The sequence below is a fragment of the Arthrobacter sp. D3-16 genome, from assembly GCF_054408515.1.
This window is the reverse complement of sequence record NZ_CP096438.1, coordinates 66,348-83,039: the sequence shown is the minus strand read 5'-3', so window position 1 is coordinate 83,039 and position 16,692 is coordinate 66,348. Positions and strand designations below refer to the sequence as shown.

13 protein-coding genes are annotated in these 16,692 nt (G+C 61.0%); 6 read left to right on the top strand and 7 right to left on the bottom strand.

Features of this window, described 5'->3' with window-relative positions; all coding sequences use genetic code 11:
* Positions 1–115: 115 nt before the first annotated feature.
* The 7 genes from M1D32_RS20375 to M1D32_RS20345 are packed head-to-tail and all read right to left on the bottom strand — an operon-like array spanning position 116 to position 8,032.
* Positions 116–1,480, bottom strand: coding sequence for an MFS transporter (locus tag M1D32_RS20375; protein WP_458782416.1), 1,365 nt, complete (start codon positions 1,478–1,480; stop codon positions 116–118).
* Between the two features lie 25 nt (positions 1,481–1,505).
* The gene (gene dmpG, locus M1D32_RS20370; protein ID WP_458782415.1) at positions 1,506–2,555 is read right to left on the bottom strand and encodes a 4-hydroxy-2-oxovalerate aldolase; all 1,050 of its coding nucleotides are present in this window, start codon (positions 2,553–2,555) and stop codon (positions 1,506–1,508) included.
* Entirely contained in the window at positions 2,552–3,496 is a 945-nt protein-coding gene (locus M1D32_RS20365; RefSeq protein ID WP_458782414.1) for an acetaldehyde dehydrogenase (acetylating), read from the bottom strand. The genes dmpG and M1D32_RS20365 overlap by 4 nt, the downstream gene beginning before the upstream one ends.
* Positions 3,493–4,323: a 2-keto-4-pentenoate hydratase gene (locus tag M1D32_RS20360; protein ID WP_458782413.1), complete on the bottom strand. Its 831-nt coding sequence runs from the start codon at positions 4,321–4,323 to the stop codon at positions 3,493–3,495. Before M1D32_RS20360 ends, M1D32_RS20365 begins: the two co-directional genes overlap by 4 nt.
* A 51-nt stretch (positions 4,324–4,374) precedes the next feature.
* Positions 4,375–5,322: a 3-carboxyethylcatechol 2,3-dioxygenase gene (locus M1D32_RS20355; protein ID WP_458782412.1), complete on the bottom strand. Its 948-nt coding sequence runs from the start codon at positions 5,320–5,322 to the stop codon at positions 4,375–4,377.
* A 9-nt stretch (positions 5,323–5,331) separates the two neighbouring features.
* Positions 5,332–6,246, bottom strand: coding sequence for an alpha/beta fold hydrolase (locus M1D32_RS20350; RefSeq protein ID WP_458782411.1), 915 nt, complete (start codon positions 6,244–6,246; stop codon positions 5,332–5,334).
* A complete protein-coding gene (locus tag M1D32_RS20345; protein ID WP_458782410.1) occupies positions 6,224–8,032 on the bottom strand; it encodes an FAD-dependent oxidoreductase in 1,809 nt (602 codons plus the stop codon). The genes M1D32_RS20350 and M1D32_RS20345 overlap by 23 nt, the downstream gene beginning before the upstream one ends.
* Positions 8,033–8,646: 614 nt before the next feature.
* Here M1D32_RS20345 and M1D32_RS20340 point away from each other — a divergent pair.
* From M1D32_RS20340 to M1D32_RS20315, 6 genes are all read left to right on the top strand, one after another.
* Entirely contained in the window at positions 8,647–9,759 is a 1,113-nt protein-coding gene (locus tag M1D32_RS20340) for an alcohol dehydrogenase catalytic domain-containing protein (protein WP_458782427.1), read from the top strand.
* A gap of 72 nt (positions 9,760–9,831) precedes the next feature.
* Positions 9,832–10,440: a cysteine hydrolase family protein gene (locus M1D32_RS20335; RefSeq protein ID WP_458782409.1), complete on the top strand. Its 609-nt coding sequence runs from the start codon at positions 9,832–9,834 to the stop codon at positions 10,438–10,440.
* Between the two features lie 119 nt (positions 10,441–10,559).
* The gene (locus tag M1D32_RS20330) at positions 10,560–11,267 is read left to right on the top strand and encodes a GntR family transcriptional regulator (protein WP_458782408.1); all 708 of its coding nucleotides are present in this window, start codon (positions 10,560–10,562) and stop codon (positions 11,265–11,267) included.
* A gap of 369 nt (positions 11,268–11,636) precedes the next feature.
* The gene (locus M1D32_RS20325) at positions 11,637–13,580 is read left to right on the top strand and encodes a glucose PTS transporter subunit IIA (protein WP_458782407.1); all 1,944 of its coding nucleotides are present in this window, start codon (positions 11,637–11,639) and stop codon (positions 13,578–13,580) included.
* The gene (locus M1D32_RS20320; protein WP_458782406.1) at positions 13,577–15,034 is read left to right on the top strand and encodes a glycoside hydrolase family 1 protein; all 1,458 of its coding nucleotides are present in this window, start codon (positions 13,577–13,579) and stop codon (positions 15,032–15,034) included. The genes M1D32_RS20325 and M1D32_RS20320 overlap by 4 nt, the downstream gene beginning before the upstream one ends.
* Complete coding sequence (locus M1D32_RS20315) at positions 15,027–15,896, top strand: PRD domain-containing protein (RefSeq protein ID WP_458782405.1); 870 nt, start codon at positions 15,027–15,029, stop codon at positions 15,894–15,896. The genes M1D32_RS20320 and M1D32_RS20315 overlap by 8 nt, the downstream gene beginning before the upstream one ends.
* Positions 15,897–16,692 lie beyond the last annotated feature (796 nt).

Below are 16,692 nucleotides of genomic sequence, written 5' to 3'. Positions count from 1 at the left end.
CTGTGATCGAAACCGGAATAGGGGAACTTCGTCACCCTGGAGGAGGACGCTTGGGCCTTGTGGCAGCAGGGGCGGCCGGAATGTGCCGGCAGCCCCTGCTGTTCAAAAGGTCTGTTTAGGCTTCGGCAGGGGTGTTTGCTGCGCTTCGTTGAGTTTCAGCCAGTTCTTCCCCGTTTTGGCGGGCTGCTTCCTTGCGCCCCCAGCCACCGGGCAGGAGTGCAACAGAGATGATGGAAATGGCAGAGACGACGAGCAGGTAGATGACGATGGAGTCGCTGGATTTGGTCGCAGCGAACAGTGCCGTGGCAATCGTCGGGGCGAACGCGGAGCCGGCGATCTGCGAAATTGTGTAGCCAACTGAGGCGCCCGTGTAGCGGACTTCCCGGGAGAAGACCATGGAGAAGAGGGAGCCGGTCACGCCGGCGGCCGGTGCCATGGCGATGCCGAAGACCATTACCACCGCCAGGACGAAGTTGGCTGCCACACCAGTGTTGATGAGCATGAAGGCGGGGCCGATGGTGACACCCATGGCTACGGCACCAGCGAGGTACATGGTCTTGCGGCCGTACCTGTCCGAGAGTGATCCGAAGATCGGGTAGAGGACGACGGCGACGATGCCTGCGACGAAGACGCCCATCAGGACGGTGGTGCGGTCAATTCCGGCGACGGCGGTGCCGTAGCTGACCAGGTAGGCCATGGTGATGTATGCAAAAACGCCTTGGCTGAGGTAGGTGCCGGCGACGAGGAAAATTTCCTTGGGGTGGCGGCGGAAGGCTTCCTTGATGGGGAGCTTCACGAGTTCTTTCTTCTCGCGGGCCGCGGCGAAGGCGGGGCTTTCAGCGATGGTGAGGCGGATAACCAGGCCGACAACGACCAGGACTGCGCTGACCAGGAACGGCAGCCGCCAGCCCCAGGCGAGGAACTGGTCGCCGGGCAGCTGGGTGGCGCCGAGGAAGGAGACAGTGGCGAGGGCTACGCCTGCCGGGGCGCCCATCTGGGGGAATGCTCCATAGAAGCCCTTCTTGCCCTTGGGAGCGTGTTCGACGGCCATGAGTGTCGCGCCTCCCCATTCGCCGCCAACACAGAACCCCTGGAAGAGGCGCAGGACGGTCAGCAGAATGGGTGCCACGATGCCGATCTGTGCGTAACCGGGCAACAGGCCCATCAGGAACGTTGCGGCGCCCATGCCCACCAGGGAAATGATGAGCATCTTCTTCCGCCCGACCCGGTCACCGAAGTGGCCGAAGACGATACCGCCAAGGGGGCGGGCGAGGAATCCCACGCCGAAGGTGGCAAAGGACAGAAGCGTACCCATCAGCGGGCCGGCTTCGGGGAAGAACAGCTTGGGGAAGACCAGCGCTGCTGCTGTCCCATAGATGAAGAAGTCGTAGTACTCGACGGTGGTGCCGATGAAGCTTGCCATGGCAACCTTCATGGGGCCGGTGCGTCCCTCGGCGTTGGGGGCTGTCTTCGTTGACATGTCTGATTCCTTGGAGGAGGTGGAGCTAGCGGACGGGAAGGGGTTGTTGGTGCTTTGCAGCGGCGTGCTGCAAATCGAGGGCGACGTCGGTGATCATGTCTTCCTGACCGCCCACGAGCTGGCGCTTGCCGACTTCGACGAGGATGTCGCGGGTGTCCAGTCCGTAGCGGGCGGAGGCGCGTTCTGCGTGGCGGAGGAAGCTGGAGTAGACACCGGCGTAGCCCAGGGTGAGGGTTTCGCGGTCGACCTGGACGGGGCGGTCGTGCAGTGGCCGGACGAGGTCTTCCGCGGCGTCCTGAAGTGCGAAGAGGTCAGCGCCGTGTTCCCAGCCGTGCAGTGTGGCCACGGCGACGAAGGGCTCCACGGGGGTGTTGCCGGCGCCTGCGCCGTGGCCGGCGAGAGAGGCGTCCACACGGTAGGCGCCTTCTTCGACGGCGACGACGGAGTTGGCGACCGCGAGGGACAGGTTTTGGTGGGCGTGGATGCCGATTTCGGTTTCCGGGTTCAGGATGTCGCGGTAGGCGCGGACGCGCTGCCGGACACCTTCCATGGTCAGGCCTCCGCCGGAGTCGGTGACGTAGACGCAGTGAGCACCGTAGGATTCCATGAGCTTGGCCTGTTGGGCCAGCTTTTCGGGCTCGGACATGTGCGACATCATGAGGAAGCCGGAGACATCCATGCCCAGTTCGCGGGCGTAGGCGATGTGCTGGGCTGAGACGTCCGCTTCGGTGCAGTGGGTGGCGACGCGTACGGACCGGACGCCCAGGTCATAGGCCTGGCGCAGCTCGTGCAGGGTGCCGATCCCGGGCAGCAGCAGGGTTGTGAGCCGTGCCTTCTTTACCACTGAAGCAGCGGCTTCGATCCATTCCCAGTCGGTGTTGCTTCCAGCACCATAGGTGAGGCTGCTGCCTGCAAGGCCGTCGCCGTGGGCGACCTCGATGGCGTCGACGCCCGCGGCGTCCAAGGCCCCGGCGATCTTGGCGACGTTCTCGGTGCTGAGGCGGTGGCGCACGGCGTGCATGCCGTCGCGCAGGGTGACGTCCTGGATGAAGACGCGGGTGGGTGTCTGGCTCATGATGCTACTTCCTGTTTTGTTGAGACCAGCTGCTCGGCGACGCGGAGCGCGGCAGAGGTCATGATGTCCAGGTTCCCGGCGTACTCCGGGAGGTAGTGCGCGGCGCCCTCGACTTCGAGGAAGACGCTGACGCGCGTGTATTCTCCGGTTCCGCGGCCTTCGGGGATGAGGCCTTTGACTTCGGCGCCTTCGTCCTGGAACTGCACGGCCTGCTTCAGCCGGTAGCCGGGGACATAGCCGGCGACCTCATTGACCCGTTCCTGCACGGCAGCGGCCACCTTGTCCTGCTCGGCCTGGGTGAGCCGGTCGACCAGGCACAGGACCGTATCGCGCATGATCATCGGCGGTTCGGCCGGGTTCAGGACGATGATGGCCTTGCCACTGGCGGCCCCGCCGACCTGCACGATTGCGTCGGAGGTCGTTTCAGTGAATTCATCGATGTTGGCCCGGGTTCCCGGTCCTGCGGATTTTGATGAGATGGACGCGACGATTTCGCCATAGTGCACAGGTGCGGCACTGGCAATGGCCGCGATGACGGGGATGGTTGCCTGCCCGCCGCAGGTGACCATGTTGACGTTGCCCGCGTCCAGGTGCTGCTCAAGATTCACCGAGGGCACGACGTAGGGGCCGATGGCAGCAGGGGTGAGGTCGACGAGTTTTTTTCCGTAGGGGGCCAGGGCCGCCGCGTTGTGGCGGTGGGCTCCGGCGGACGTTGCGTCGAAGACGACTTCGATGTCCTGGAATTCCGGCATGGCGATCAGGCCTTCGACGCCTTCGGCGGTGGTGGCAATGCCCAGCCGGGCTGCTCTGGCAAGGCCGTCGGATGCGGGATCGATGCCGACCATGACGCCCATGTCGAGCTTGTCGCTGAGCCTCATGATCTTGAACATGAGGTCGGTGCCGATGTTTCCTGAGCCGATGATGGCTGCTTTTGCGCTCATGAGAGCTCCTTAGATGCTGTAGCGGTGACGGTGCCCAGGCCGCTGATGCGGGCTTCGACGACGTCGCCGGCTTTGAGGGGGGCCATGGGGCCGAGTGCGCCGGAAAGTACCACTTCGCCGGCGCGGAGGGGACGGCCCAGTGCCGCGGCTGTTTCCGCGACCCACAGCAGGGCGTTGATGGGATCGCCGAGGCAGTCTGCCCCGGTTCCCTGGGATACCTGTTGGCCGTTGATGGTCATGACCATTTCCGCCCCTGCAGGTGCGTAGTCATTGAGCGTTGCCTTGCCGTTGCCGAGGACGAAGTAGGCGCTTGATGCGTTATCGGCGACGGTGTCCACGATTCCGATGTCCCAGTTCGCGATGCGGCTGTCAACGATTTCCAGTGACGGAACGACGAAATCCACGGCGGAAAGAACTGCATCCCGGTTGGTGTCTTCGACGTCACGCCCCATCACGAAGGCAATCTCCGCCTCAATACGGGGGGCGATCAGCTGCGTGTACGGGATTTCCTCGTCTTCGCCGCGCTGCATCTCTGACAAGAGCACCCCAAAGTCGGGCTGGTCCACGCCGAGCTGGCGTTGCACCGCAGGCGCAGTGAGTCCGACCTTCCGGCCGACTCGCCGGTTACGAGTACTGATACGGCTCTGAATCAGGAGCTCCTGAACTTCATACGCGGCGTCCAGGTCACCACCCAACACATCCCGGACAGGTTCACAGGCACGCGCAGTCTTCAAAGCACCAAGAAGGGTGTTCGCTACGGTCCTCAGGTCCTGTGAACTGACCGATACCGCTGCTCCTTCATTGGCGCCGCTGGTTTTGTTTGTCATTACGTCACTCTCAATCGCGTAGCTTTTTAGTCCGGGATCCGGCGCGCTTGTCTAGTTGTGGTCGAGGGTGGCGGTTGTAACACCGAACCCTGCAATGTACTCGCGTATGGGGCGGTAATAGCTGTACTGCACCGTGTAGGGACCGACGGCTCCCAAAGCTGCATAAGCTGCGATCCAGGTACGGACTTCGTGGGAGGAGTTGCCCGCGATTTCGGTCATCTCCTCTGGTGTCCAGGCATCGATGGGCGAAAGGTCCCCGGAGGCGAGAATCTTCATCAGCTGCTGATCCCACTCAGGCGCGAGGTCCTTAATGTTTGCTTCACCACGGGCGAACGCGTCCGCCGTGTCGTAGACCCTTTGCTGACGGGCTGCGCGGGCCTCGGGGGTCTGCTGGCCATCAGCTCCGATCAACATCCGGCGTTGGGCTTCGGTGGCGGTGGCCAGCCTGGGCACCGGCGGATCGTGGGAAAGCCCGCCGGAAGCAATGAGCAGCACTTTCTGGTCAAGGGTCTTCAGATACTGACCAATGGCCTCACCGAGCAGGCGGACACGCTGGAGGGGCGTGAAGGGCGGCGCTACGGAGTTGATGAAGACCGGGATGAACGGCTTGGCAGTGATGTCGCCGTAAATGATCTCCATGGGCTGGACAGCGCCGTGGTCGACCTCCATCTTCAGAGAGACGGCAATATCAATGCCTTGACCGATCACGAACTCGGCCAGGCCTTCGGCGATGTCCTTCGGCACGTTGAGCGGGCCGGCCTGGCTTCCGTAGTCACCGATGCTGACAGCGTCATAACCGACGCAGAACGCCGGCATCAGCTGATAGAAGAAGCCGTTGTAATGGTCCGGGCCGAGATTGATAACCACGTCTGGGTCGTAATCGTGGACGAAGTTGCGGGCGGCGTCGAATGCGGCCTCTACTTCGGCCTTAACTTCCGGTCCCGGATCTCCGTGTTCAAGGAGAGGACTGTGGGACATGGCAAGCAGAGCAACGGTCATGGCTGTCTCCTAGCCTTGAATTTGTGCAGAGGTCAGTTCCGTGCCGGCGCCTTCGTCGAGGCCGAGCAGGAAATCCAGCTGAATTTTGTTGAAAATCTCGGTCTGCTCGTACTGGGGCCAGTGGCCTGCGTTTTCGATAACAGCCAGCCGGCCGTTGGGGATCAGCCCTGCGATGCGGCGGCCTTCATCGACTGGTCCGGAGGGGTCCTTGGTGGTCCACACCACCAGGGCGGGGGCCTGGATGGAACGGAGGTCATCGTCGGTGAGCATGTTCCGGCGTCGGGTCTCGGGATCCTGAAGGGCCATGTTTGCTTCACAGGCCTTGAGCCAGTCCGGCTGCTGGAAGATCGCCTGACGGGTACGGATAAGGTCGTCCGTAACCATGCTCGGGTCAGCCATAAGCCACTCGAGCCGGGTTTTAACCCGCTCCCAGGACGGATCCTTTGCCGCTTCCATGGACAACGTGTAAAGGCGTTCCATCACCACGGGGTTCGCCATGGTGCCGCCCATGGTGTTAAGGACGATACGTTCGACCCGCTCAGGGAAATCGATGGCGTAACGGGCGGTCACCCATCCGCCAAGGGATTCACCTGAGAAGTAGGCTTTCTCAGCCCCGATGGCGTCCAGAAAGTGGTTGACCTGCTCGATGTAGTGCTTGATCTCCAGGGGGTGGTCAGGCTTGCTGCTGTATCCGTGTCCGATGAAGTCGATGGCATAGACGTTGAAGTGCTCGGCGTGGGCCTGCAGATTCCGCACATAGGCTTCGGCGTGGCCGGTGATGCCGTGGAGCATCAACAGTGTGGGCTTGCTGCTGTCGCCGGCGTGCAGGTATCGGGTGCGGTAGGGGCCAGCCTGGATGAAGCCCTGGCTGAATTCGACCTGTGCAAGGTCGGACCAGACGCTAGTGTACGGGCGTGAATTCACGGGTTTCTCCTGCGGTTTCGGGGGTGTTCTGTTTGGTGTTGCCGAGGACGGTGTCCAGTGCCGAGCGCAGCTCGGCGCGGGCTGTCTCGACGTCCCAGACGGGTGCGGACTGTCGCCAGGCGATGTAGCCGTCGGGGCGCACGAGGAGGGCACCGGCTTCGTGGATTTCCCGGACTTTGTGCCAGGCGCCGTAGGGGTCTTCGGCGCCTTTTTCGCCGACAACGACGGTGCGCAGGTACGGTGCATCAAGTTCGGCGGCTGCTGTTTCCCAGGCGCGTCCGGCAAGGCCGGTGACAAGGCTGAACTTTCCGTGGCCGGTGACGTCAAGGGTCGATGTCCGGTGGCCTTCACGATCCACAAGCCATGCGTGCGGAATTTTCGCGCCGGGCCGGGTTGTGGGCTGGACGTAAAGCTGGGGATCCCTTGCCCATTGCTCTTCGCCTGCCTCAGGGTCAGGGATGACGGCGTCGGATTCGTAGCGCTGGTTCAGTTCAACGCCGTGGGCGTTGAACTCGTAGTTCTTCCCTTCCAGCGCTTCCTGAAGCTTCTGGCGCAGCTCAACGCCTTCGGGTGTTGGCGCGTGCAGGCGGGCCAGCCCGGCTTCGATGCTGTGTTCCTGGCCCGGGACACGGAACGTGTCGTTGAGGGGGCCGTAGTCCTTTCGGGACTGGTTGGCACGGGCGACGATCTGTTTGCCGACGGGGGCGCGTTCCAACGAGTAGGAATCGAGCAGGCTTTCTCCGGCGTAGCCCTTGATGACGTAGGCGAGTTTCCATGCCAGGTTGAACGCGTCCTGCATGCAGGTATTTGAACCCAGGCCACTGCTCGGTGGATGCCGGTGGACTGCGTCTCCTCCGCAGAAGACGCGTCCGGAGGAGAAGTGCTCTGCGTGCTGCTGATTGACGTACCAGGTGGACTTGGTCTGGACGTCGACTTCGAGTTCTGGGTCGCCGACCAGGGTGCGGATTTTCTCGAGGATGACCTCTTCGCTGAAATCAGGTTCGCCATCTGCCATGTTGAATCCCCATCCGGCGATCCACTCATCCCAGGGCCGGACGGCGCGCAGCAGGCCCATTCCGATCTCACCAAAGCCGGCGACCGGGTTCATGATCCAATGCAAAATGCTGGGACGGTGCGCGACGTATTTGCTCAAGTCAGCCTTGAACAGCACATATGCGGTACCGGCACGGGCAACCTGACCATGGAACGGCAACCCAATGTCCTCAGCGATCTGTGAACGGGCACCATCGGCGCCGATCAGGTACCGGGCCCGTAGCGTGTAGTCCTGACCCGTGACGTGGTTCCTGAAGGTGACATTGACACCGTCGGCGTCCTGAACGTGGGAGAGGTACTCCGTGTTAAAGGTGACCTGCGCACCCCGTTCCCCCGCGTTCTTGAGCAGGATAGGTTCCATCAGTGGCTGCGGAACGTCGAGCATGGTGCAGGGACTGGCCTTCAAATAGTCCCCGTACCGTTCGTCCCCGGTACCCCAGGTGCGGAGCCGGGCAATCTCCTGACCCGCCAGGCTGGTCGTGAACAGGGTGTCCCCCATGTCCTCCCAAGGCACCGCGTATTTCGCAGCTTCCTCTTCCACCCCAAGATCCCGCAGGACTTCAACGGCGCGCTGGTTGGTAATGTGCGCACGCGGCGTATTCGCGAGCCAGTTCCACCGCGAAATCATGTGAACACGAATGCCCTCGGTGGCCAGCGCCAGCGCCGCTGTGGCCCCGGTCGGTCCTGTGCCAACAATGAGCACGTCGGTATCGAATTCCAACTGAGTTTTCATCACACCTTCTAAATTCAAGTCCGGACAGCTCCGTCCGCGCTGATAGAGGTCGTTCTCCACCAGGACTAGGGAACCCGCGCTTCGAAACGTGAGGCCCATCACTACGTCAAACCTACTAGCATGCTAGCCGGTTTGTAAAGCGTTTCCGCTCTGGCCCTGCAGCTTTTTCGTTTTCCCGTCTTGGTTCAATAAGAAAAAAGTCGGTCTCCCCCGGCTTTGGATTCTGTAGCCCGCTTCCGTCCTAGGCAACGATCCGTACCGTTGAGTGGGACGATGGGCAACCCCTTCGTGCTCCTGGGGCGTGGGCTTTGGGGGTGTGAGGGCTCAGGTCCGCCGTCGGGACACATACATTTCGGCCATTCTGGCGGACTTTCCCAAGACCTCACAGTGGAGTGGTGTCGAGGGGTAGCGACTTCCCTGGCCAAGCCTTCGAAACTCGTGGCCACCTGACGCGTAAACATCGGATGCTCTTCCAACAGGTTACGGAAACGACCTTGCAGGCTTGCACGCTTGCATGTAACGTTGCTCACGCCGCGTGACTCCCGTCACTATCGGTAGGCCTCATGCTACGTATCGGGGCAATTTTCGAATTTCATTTTGCAAGGAGCGCGATGATGAGCTTGATGCAGGCCGCACGACTTCACGAAGTAGGCAAGCCTTTCCAGATAGACCAGGTGGACGTCCCGGAACCGGGTCCCAGGGATGTAATCGTTGAGGTGAAGGCGTGCAACGTTGTGCCTAACCTGCGGAACGTCATCACCTCCTACCCCGAATGGTTCCCGTACCTTCCCCTGCCAGCTCTGCCCGCTATTTATGGCCTGGATGCTGCGGGCGTGGTGAGCAAGGTCGGCTCCCAGGTCCGCAATGTAAAGCCCGGTGACCGCGTCTACGTCAACCCGGGTCGTGACTCCGGCGATTCCCATGCTTCACGGCGAGGGGAACGCATCAACGACCCCGCCTACACATTCCAGGGCTACTTCGGCTTTGGGGCAGGCTCTCAGGAGATTTTTGAGGACTACCCACATGGTGGTTTCTGCGAGTACATGAAGGCCCCCGCAGACGGTCTGGTCATACTGCCTGAGTCAATCTCTTTCGAAGCCGCTTGCCGCTTCGGATACCTGGGGACGTCCTACTCCGCTCTCCGGAAAGCCGGAACAGGGGCCGGCACGTCCGTTCTCATCAACGGTGGCACGGGAACCCTTGGGCTCGGGGCCGTTCTGAATGCCCTGGCCATGGGCGCGACAAAGGTCTTCGCGATGGCACGTGACCGTGAACTCCTCGAGCGGGTTCGCCTCCTCGACCCCAAACGGGTCCATGTCCTCTCCCACGGGGACAAGCCCGTCGAGGAATGGGTTCGGGAAAACACCGACGGCCTCGGCGCCGACATCTTCATTGACGCTGTTGGCCCCGGCGCTCCACACCAAATCACGCTCGCCGGCATCGAGGCACTGCGCCGTGGCGGCCGCATGGTCGACATCGGAGGCATGTCAGAGCCGCTCCCGCTGGAGATGTTTAAGCTGATGTGCTTCCAGATCAGCGTCATCGGCTCACTCTGGTTCAGCGTCGCAGAAGGCCAGGATATGGCAGAAATGGCGCACGCCGGCACCTTGGACCTTTCGGTCTTTGAACACGAAGTCTTCCCCCTTTCGGAAGTGAATGAGGCACTGGACTCGGTGGATAAACGCCGAGGCGGGTTCACGAACGTCGTGGTTGTCCCCGGCTCATAAGAATGATTCTCGCGGCCGCGGACACTGCCCGCCCGCGGCCCCGATCGCACTAGCAAGAAAGGGAAGACCAGAATGGAACTCAACCCAGAGCGCACGGCCGTCATTGCGGTTCATTGCCAGGGAGACATCGTCTCGGCGGAAGGAGCATTCGCTCCCTTCTTCCACGAACAGATCGTCAGCAGGAACATCATCAGCAAGATCGGCGAACTGCTGGCCTCCGCAAGGGAGAACGGCATGACCGTGATCTATACCCGGGTGGCCTTTAGGCCCGACTTCTGTGACCTCAACGCGAACTCTCCCCTGCTCAAGGTCGTCGAGCAATCCGGTTGCCTCAAGGACGGAAGTGCGCTGGCTGACATCATTCCCGACCTTGCACCAGCATCCGAGGACGTGGTCATCACGCACCAGCGCGTTGGTGGCTTCGTGCCCGAACTGACGGCTGTGCTGGAAGAACGAGGCATCGACACTCTCGTATTTGCCGGCGTGGCCACCAACGCATCGCTGGAGGGCACAGCGCGCGCCGCCTCTGATGCTGGCTACCGCGTCATCATCGCAGAGGATGCCTCCTCCGCCGCTACCCTTGAGGCCCACCAGGCGAGTATCGAATCCCTCGGACTACTCGCTGAGATTGCAAGCGTCACCGACATAACGACCGGCACTCCCGCCTCCCAAGCCGTCTAACGCCAAGCTGACTAAGACTGCTGTGCGCCCGGCCCGCAAAATGCCGGTCGGGTGCACCGCGTGAATATGCTAGCGTTCTAGTTGTTGAGGAGAGGAGCCATATGCGCAACACTAGTTCCATGACGTCGCTGCAACCCCTCAACCAACGCTCCTCTGCAGGTGGAGGCCGGCTCCTCGGGCGCATATACGAGGCCGTGCAAAGCCGATTGCTCGAAGGCGAATATGCAGCAGGGACTAAGCTTTCTGTCGAGTCCATACGGGCTGAATTCGGTGTAAGCAAGCAGCCTGTTATGGAAGCGCTCCGCTTACTTTCTGCAGACGGCTTGGTCGAAATCCTCCCCCAAATAGGATGTGTCGTTACCGAATACTCGCTCGAAGAAGTAGAAGACTTTTTCAGAATGTTCGCTGGGTTCGAATCCGTGATCGCGGCAGCGGCGGCTCAACGGCGGACAGACGATCACCTGGACGAGCTATACCTGGCCGCCCGCAGAATGGACCGTCTAAATACCGAGCCGGACCCAGATATCCGTGCCCGCCAGTATCGAGTCCAAAACCGGAACTTCCACGAGATCATTCATCGTATGGCCCATTCAAGAGTCATGAGCAACATGAGCCGCCGCATGTGGGACCTCAGCGACTTCCTCATCAACACCACCGGCGCCCCCCACCCCGTCGGGTCCTCCATCGTCGAACGCAATGAAGACCACGCCCGGATCATCAAGGCGCTTGAAATGGGCGATGCAGAAAATGCCAAAGCAGAGATGGAACAGCACATCCTCTCTACGGCAACCATGATTCAGGCAACCAGGACCGCATCCGCTTTCTAACCGCCACGACAGGTACAGGTCAAAACACGGATGGCAGCAGCACCGACATGAGTGGGTAGCAGCTTTCTGGGCGAGATTTCCCAACAGCAGGGCCTTGGCAGGGTGTGCCGCGTATCTGGATGACAGGTCGCATGCTTGGGTTCAGACCCGGCAACAGAGCCGAATTTGACGGGGCCACGAGCCGCCCCGATACTTTTAACAAAAACTTGCATGCAAGCACGCTACTGACCGGTGTCGAGCAGTTGGGCACATCGAAGCACCAGGATTGTTACTAGTTCGACTAGGCGAGACCTGAGACGGACGCTGACCCTTGTCGGCTCCATGTCTCAGGTCTTTTTTGTTGCCTTAGCAAAGCTCTGAAGGAGCACAATGAAGTCTTCAACGACGACGAGCATCGCTGCGCAGATCCTCGAGGAGGTGGGCGGACCCGAGAACGTCGCACAGCTCACCCACTGCGCAACCCGCCTGCGATTCGAGCTGCACGATCCACAAAAAGCGAATATCGCTGCACTTGACCGGATCCCGGAAGTTTTTAGGGCCCAACACTCCGGCGGACAGACACAGGTCGTCGTCGGCGGAAAGGTAGAGGCCTTCTACCGGGACATTAGCGAGGCGCTGCAAAGCACGACCTCCTCCGGGGTCCGGTCCTCTTCAACCGGGGAAACGAGCCCGAGGGGTAAACGTCCCAACGTCATCTCCCGGTTCATCGCGCTGATAGCCAGCGTTTTCACGCCTATCCTGCCGGCATTGATCGCTGCCGGTATGGTCCGCGCCGGCGTGACCGTGCTCCAATCCACCGGGATGATCGCGGCGGATACCACTCTCTTCGCGATCCTGTCGGCAGTGGGAGACAGCGTCTTCTACTTTCTGCCTATTTTGCTGGCCTCAAGTGCCGCAAAAAAGTTCGGGGCGAACCCCTACCTCGCTATGCTCCTGGCGGCAGTCCTTCTCCATCCCACGTGGGTTGCTCTGGTCGCGGAAGCGAAGGAAGCCGGAGAGACCAGTACCACTGTTCTCGGACTGCCTATCCTGCTTGTCACGTACTCCTCGACGGTCATTCCCATCATCCTTGCCGTCTGGGTACTGAAGCACGTCACTGACCTGCTCACGAGGATTATCCCTGAAGCAATCCGCATCGTCTTCGTCCCGGCGGTGGCGCTGATGGTGATGATTCCCCTGCTCTTCGTCATCATTGGACCTATCGGTCACTACGCCGGGCAACTTATCGCAGGCGGCGTTGGATGGCTTTTCGCTTCGGCCGGCTGGCTGGCCCAGGCGGTCCTGAGCGGTGTGCGGCCCATCCTCGTCATCTTCGGGCTTCACTACTCGTTCGTGCCGATCCAGGTACAAGAGGTTGCGGCCACCGGCGCAACAGCACTGCTCGTTGGAGCCTTTGCCGCCAACCTCGCGCAGGCCGGTTCTGGCCTCGCTCTTGCACTCCTCGTGCGCGGAAACGAACGCTCCGGCGCTGCGGCGGCCGCGTCCACCGCACTGTTTGGCATCACCGAACCGGTCATCTACGGGTACAACCTGCGCTACAAATTCCCCTTCTTCGTCTCCTGCGTGGCCGCCGCAGCAGTCGGCCTCGTCCTTGGACTGCTCAACACCGCCGCAACTGCCGTCGCCCTGCCCGGCATCCTTAGTACAGGCATACTTCAAGGCGATGCAGCCCTCGTCGTCACCGTCGCGATTCTGCTTGGCGGAACTGTCCTTGCTTTCGCCCTGACCCTCGCCTACGGCAAGACATTCGGGCGCGCCACGCTGGAGCGGACGTTCGCTGAAACGAGTTCCGCGGTCTTCGAGCCGACGCAAACTACAGACACAGACTTCCCGACTGCTGCCTCTCCAGCTGCCGCCGGAACAGTCCTCAGCCCCATGGTCGGTGACATAGTCCCACTCACGGAGGTCCCTGACAAACTCTTCTCGGGCGGAGTGCTGGGCAATGGTATTGCGATCCTCCCGCATGACGGAACGATCGCCAGCCCGGTCAGCGGTGAAGTGGTAATGGTCGCAAAAACACTTCACGCTGTTGGGATCCGCACGACGGACGGTCTTGAACTGCTCATCCATGTCGGAATCGACACCGTAAAGATGAACGGCGCACCCTTCACGGTGCTCGTCGAAAAGGGGCAGACCGTTACCGCGGGTCAGCGTCTGCTCGAGGTCAACCTTCGTCTGATCGAGGAGGCGGGCTTCAGCACAGTCACCCCGATCGTAGTCGTCAAACCAGCTAAAGCACCTGTCACCGAAGAAGCCCGCGGGAACGTCACCACAGGCACGGTCCTGTTCCAGGTAGGGAGTCCGTCAGCATGACATCGACACTGTTTCCGCACGACTTCCTCATCGGCGGAGCGCTCTCTGCGGCTCAGGCCGAAGGCGCATGGGACGCTGACGGTAAATCGCTCACCGTCGCGGACTGCGCACCGCTGACTAAGCCGGCTCCAGGTGAGCCCACGAGGACTGTTCGCTTCGATCGGGAGTACCTCGATCATGCAAAGACTGCAGAGCCGCACGACTTCCCGAAGCGCAGGGGCATCGACTTTTACCACCGCTTCGAAGCGGACCTCGACCTCCTGGCCGAACTGGGCAGTACGACGTTCCGATTCTCATTCTCCTGGGCGCGGGTAATGCCCAACGGAGACGGGAAAATTAACCAGGAAGCGCTCGTCTATTACGACAGGCTCATCGACGCCATCATCACGCGTGGCATGGCGCCGGTCATGACAATAAGCCATTTCGACTTCCCCATGGTCCTCATCGAGAAATACGGCGGATGGGCCAACCGCAGACTCATTGACCTCTACGTCACCTACGCGACATCCCTCCTGGAGAGGTATGGCGACCGTGTCAAGCATTGGGTTCCGTTCAACGAGATCAACATGAGCGTGAAGGCACCCGAGAAGACACTCGGGCTGCTGCGGACAGGGGACGATGGGTTCGAGCAGACGATGTTCCGGGCGCTGCACCACCAGTTCGTCGCCTCCGCCAAAGTGATCCAATGGGCCAAGCAACAGCAGCTCGATGTTCGCTTTGGCAGCATGGTCGCCTACTTCACCACCTACGCGGCGTCCAGTAAGCCGGAAGACGTCCTCGCGGCTGTCCAGGAGGACCGGCTTCGAAACCTCCTCTACCTCGACGTGCTCAACCTGGGGACTTATCCGTTCTATGCGACGCGATACTTTTCCCAAAATGGCATTGAGCTGGAGGCTACCGAGGAGGATCTTCGGCTCATCGCTTCCCATCCTTGCGACTTCGTCGGAATGTCCTACTACAACTCTGCAATCGCTGCCGCCAGCACGGAAGGACTCGAGATCACGAGCGCGAACGTGCACTCAGTGATAAAGAATCCGCACCTGCCCGCCAACGACTGGGGCTGGCAGATTGACCCTGTTGGACTGCGGATAACCCTGAACGAATTGCAGCGCTTGTTCAACCAACCAATCTTCATTCTGGAGAACGGCTGCGGCTTCAATGAGGAACCGGACGAAACCGGTGCAATCAACGACACATACCGCATCGCGTTCATCGGAGACCACCTACGGGCAGTACTTCAAGCCCTCGACGATGGAGTCAACGTCATCGGATATACCGCCTGGAGCCCCATCGACTCGATTTCGTCCTCGACGTCGGAGATGACGAAGCGTTATGGGTTCATATGGGTCGACCAGGACGACCACGGCAACGGTACCCTCGAACGCCGCAAAAAGCTTAGCTTCGATTGGTATCGCGGTGTCATAACAAGCCGCGGGGCATCCCTCCATGCCTGAATCGAACAGGCCTGGCCCGGCCGAATTTACTATCGTCCGGGCGTACAACAACAACGTCGCTGAGGCTAAGGACGATGCGGGGCGCGACTACGTCCTGATGGGTAAAGGGATCGGCTTCAACGCCAATCGGAAGCCACGGATCGCCGCGGCCGACGTAGATCGCACCTTCAGACCAACGTCTGGCGAAGGGACCGAGCGGTTCGCTGCCCTGCTTGCCGAGCTGCCCAACGAGCATTTAGAAACTGCTGACCTGGTTACGCAGCTCGTCCGCGATCGCCTGGATGCCGATGTCTCCGACTCCTTCGTCATTGGGATAGCGGACCACATCACCACGGCTATCGAACGTGTCCGCAGCGGGTACGAGCTGGACATCCCGCTCGTGGCGGAGATGCCTTACGCCTTTCCCAAAGAGACTGCAATCGCACGTGAGGTGCTTCAGCTGATCCGCGGCCGGACCCATGTTGAGCTGCCTGATGAGGAGACTGCTGCTCTTGCCCTTCATATCGTCAACGCACGATTCAGCACTACCGAGATGCCTACGACGTTCAAACTCGCAAAGGTACTGCATGAGTCCTTGCAAATTGTTCGCGACACCTTTGACGTGGACTTGGACCCCACCTCGGTCAGCGTTGCTCGATTCGCCACACACCTTCGGTTCCTGATAACCCGGCTGCAGGCCGCGTCTCAGCACCAGGACGCTTCAGAATTTCTCTGGAATGCCGCGAAGACTGCCCACCCTAATGAGCACTCTTGCGCGGTACATGTCGGCAAGGTAATTTCCCGAGCGACAGGATTGTCAATTCACAGGGAGGAAGAGCTCTACCTCACCCTGCACGTCCTGAGGCTAACTACCAACGGTTGAGAACCTCGCGCCTGAGTATTGCCCACGCCAGGCCTGCTTGAAGTTTGTGGATGTTGGGCTGGCCGGTTGGTAGCCGGACCCATACTCGCCAAGTTCCGTAGAACCTGGATCACGGCGGATATTTTAGTCCTGTTAGGGCACACCCCAACCTGACAGGAGCCACTCCTAACTGCTCCCCAAAAGGGCAAGCAGCAATCTGCTGGTTGGTCAGTCCTTTCCGCGATAACTTTGACGGCGAACCAGGACTTCTCCCTCGACGCCGAAGAGGCCGAAGGCTCGGCCGGTGGAGGCCCTGGCCGTTTCGAAGGTTCAGTGCCTCCAGTCGAGTTCGGCCTAAGCTGGATGCCGTCACCGTCCGCGGCGCCCGAGCTGCAGTCCGGAGGCAGCTCGGTTGTCAGGATATTAGTTCCACATCGCCGGGCGGAACCACAGTTTCCCAAGTGCGGTCAAAGCCTGCAATGACAGGGCGGCCGTAACTTTGATGCCTCCTCCTCGATGTCGCTGCGATGCTAAACCAGTTGTCTTCGGGGTTCCGGACAGCAAATACCACCGGCGCGTGAGGTCACATCCAAAACGGCGCGGAACTCGAGGCCACGGTGGGCTGACGCCGAACGCGGAAGCTTGGGCGGGACGCGCTCTAGGTCGTCTTTCACCCTTGATCACGAGTCTTTGGAGGTAGGGGCAATGAACTCCTGCGGGAGCGACCGACACCGGTCCAAGCGGGGTCTTCCAAGCCTACGCCGGCGGTGGAACTCCGGGTGACAGTACTCCACGTGCCCTGGCGCGGCTCCCTTTA

Coding starts and splice junctions, on each gene's coding strand:
- dmpG (WP_458782415.1), bottom strand. CDS start 2,555: ATGAGCCAGACACCCACCCGCGTCTTCATCCAGGACGTCACCCTGCGC.
- M1D32_RS20365 (WP_458782414.1), bottom strand. CDS start 3,496: ATGAGCGCAAAAGCAGCCATCATCGGCTCAGGAAACATCGGCACCGAC.
- M1D32_RS20330 (WP_458782408.1), top strand. CDS start 10,560: ATGACGTCGCTGCAACCCCTCAACCAACGCTCCTCTGCAGGTGGAGGC.
- M1D32_RS20335 (WP_458782409.1), top strand. CDS start 9,832: ATGGAACTCAACCCAGAGCGCACGGCCGTCATTGCGGTTCATTGCCAG.
- M1D32_RS20315 (WP_458782405.1), top strand. CDS start 15,027: ATGCCTGAATCGAACAGGCCTGGCCCGGCCGAATTTACTATCGTCCGG.
- M1D32_RS20355 (WP_458782412.1), bottom strand. CDS start 5,322: ATGACCGTTGCTCTGCTTGCCATGTCCCACAGTCCTCTCCTTGAACAC.
- M1D32_RS20375 (WP_458782416.1), bottom strand. CDS start 1,480: ATGTCAACGAAGACAGCCCCCAACGCCGAGGGACGCACCGGCCCCATG.
- M1D32_RS20345 (WP_458782410.1), bottom strand. CDS start 8,032: ATGAAAACTCAGTTGGAATTCGATACCGACGTGCTCATTGTTGGCACA.
- M1D32_RS20360 (WP_458782413.1), bottom strand. CDS start 4,323: ATGACAAACAAAACCAGCGGCGCCAATGAAGGAGCAGCGGTATCGGTC.
- M1D32_RS20340 (WP_458782427.1), top strand. CDS start 8,647: ATGAGCTTGATGCAGGCCGCACGACTTCACGAAGTAGGCAAGCCTTTC.
- M1D32_RS20325 (WP_458782407.1), top strand. CDS start 11,637: ATGAAGTCTTCAACGACGACGAGCATCGCTGCGCAGATCCTCGAGGAG.
- M1D32_RS20320 (WP_458782406.1), top strand. CDS start 13,577: ATGACATCGACACTGTTTCCGCACGACTTCCTCATCGGCGGAGCGCTC.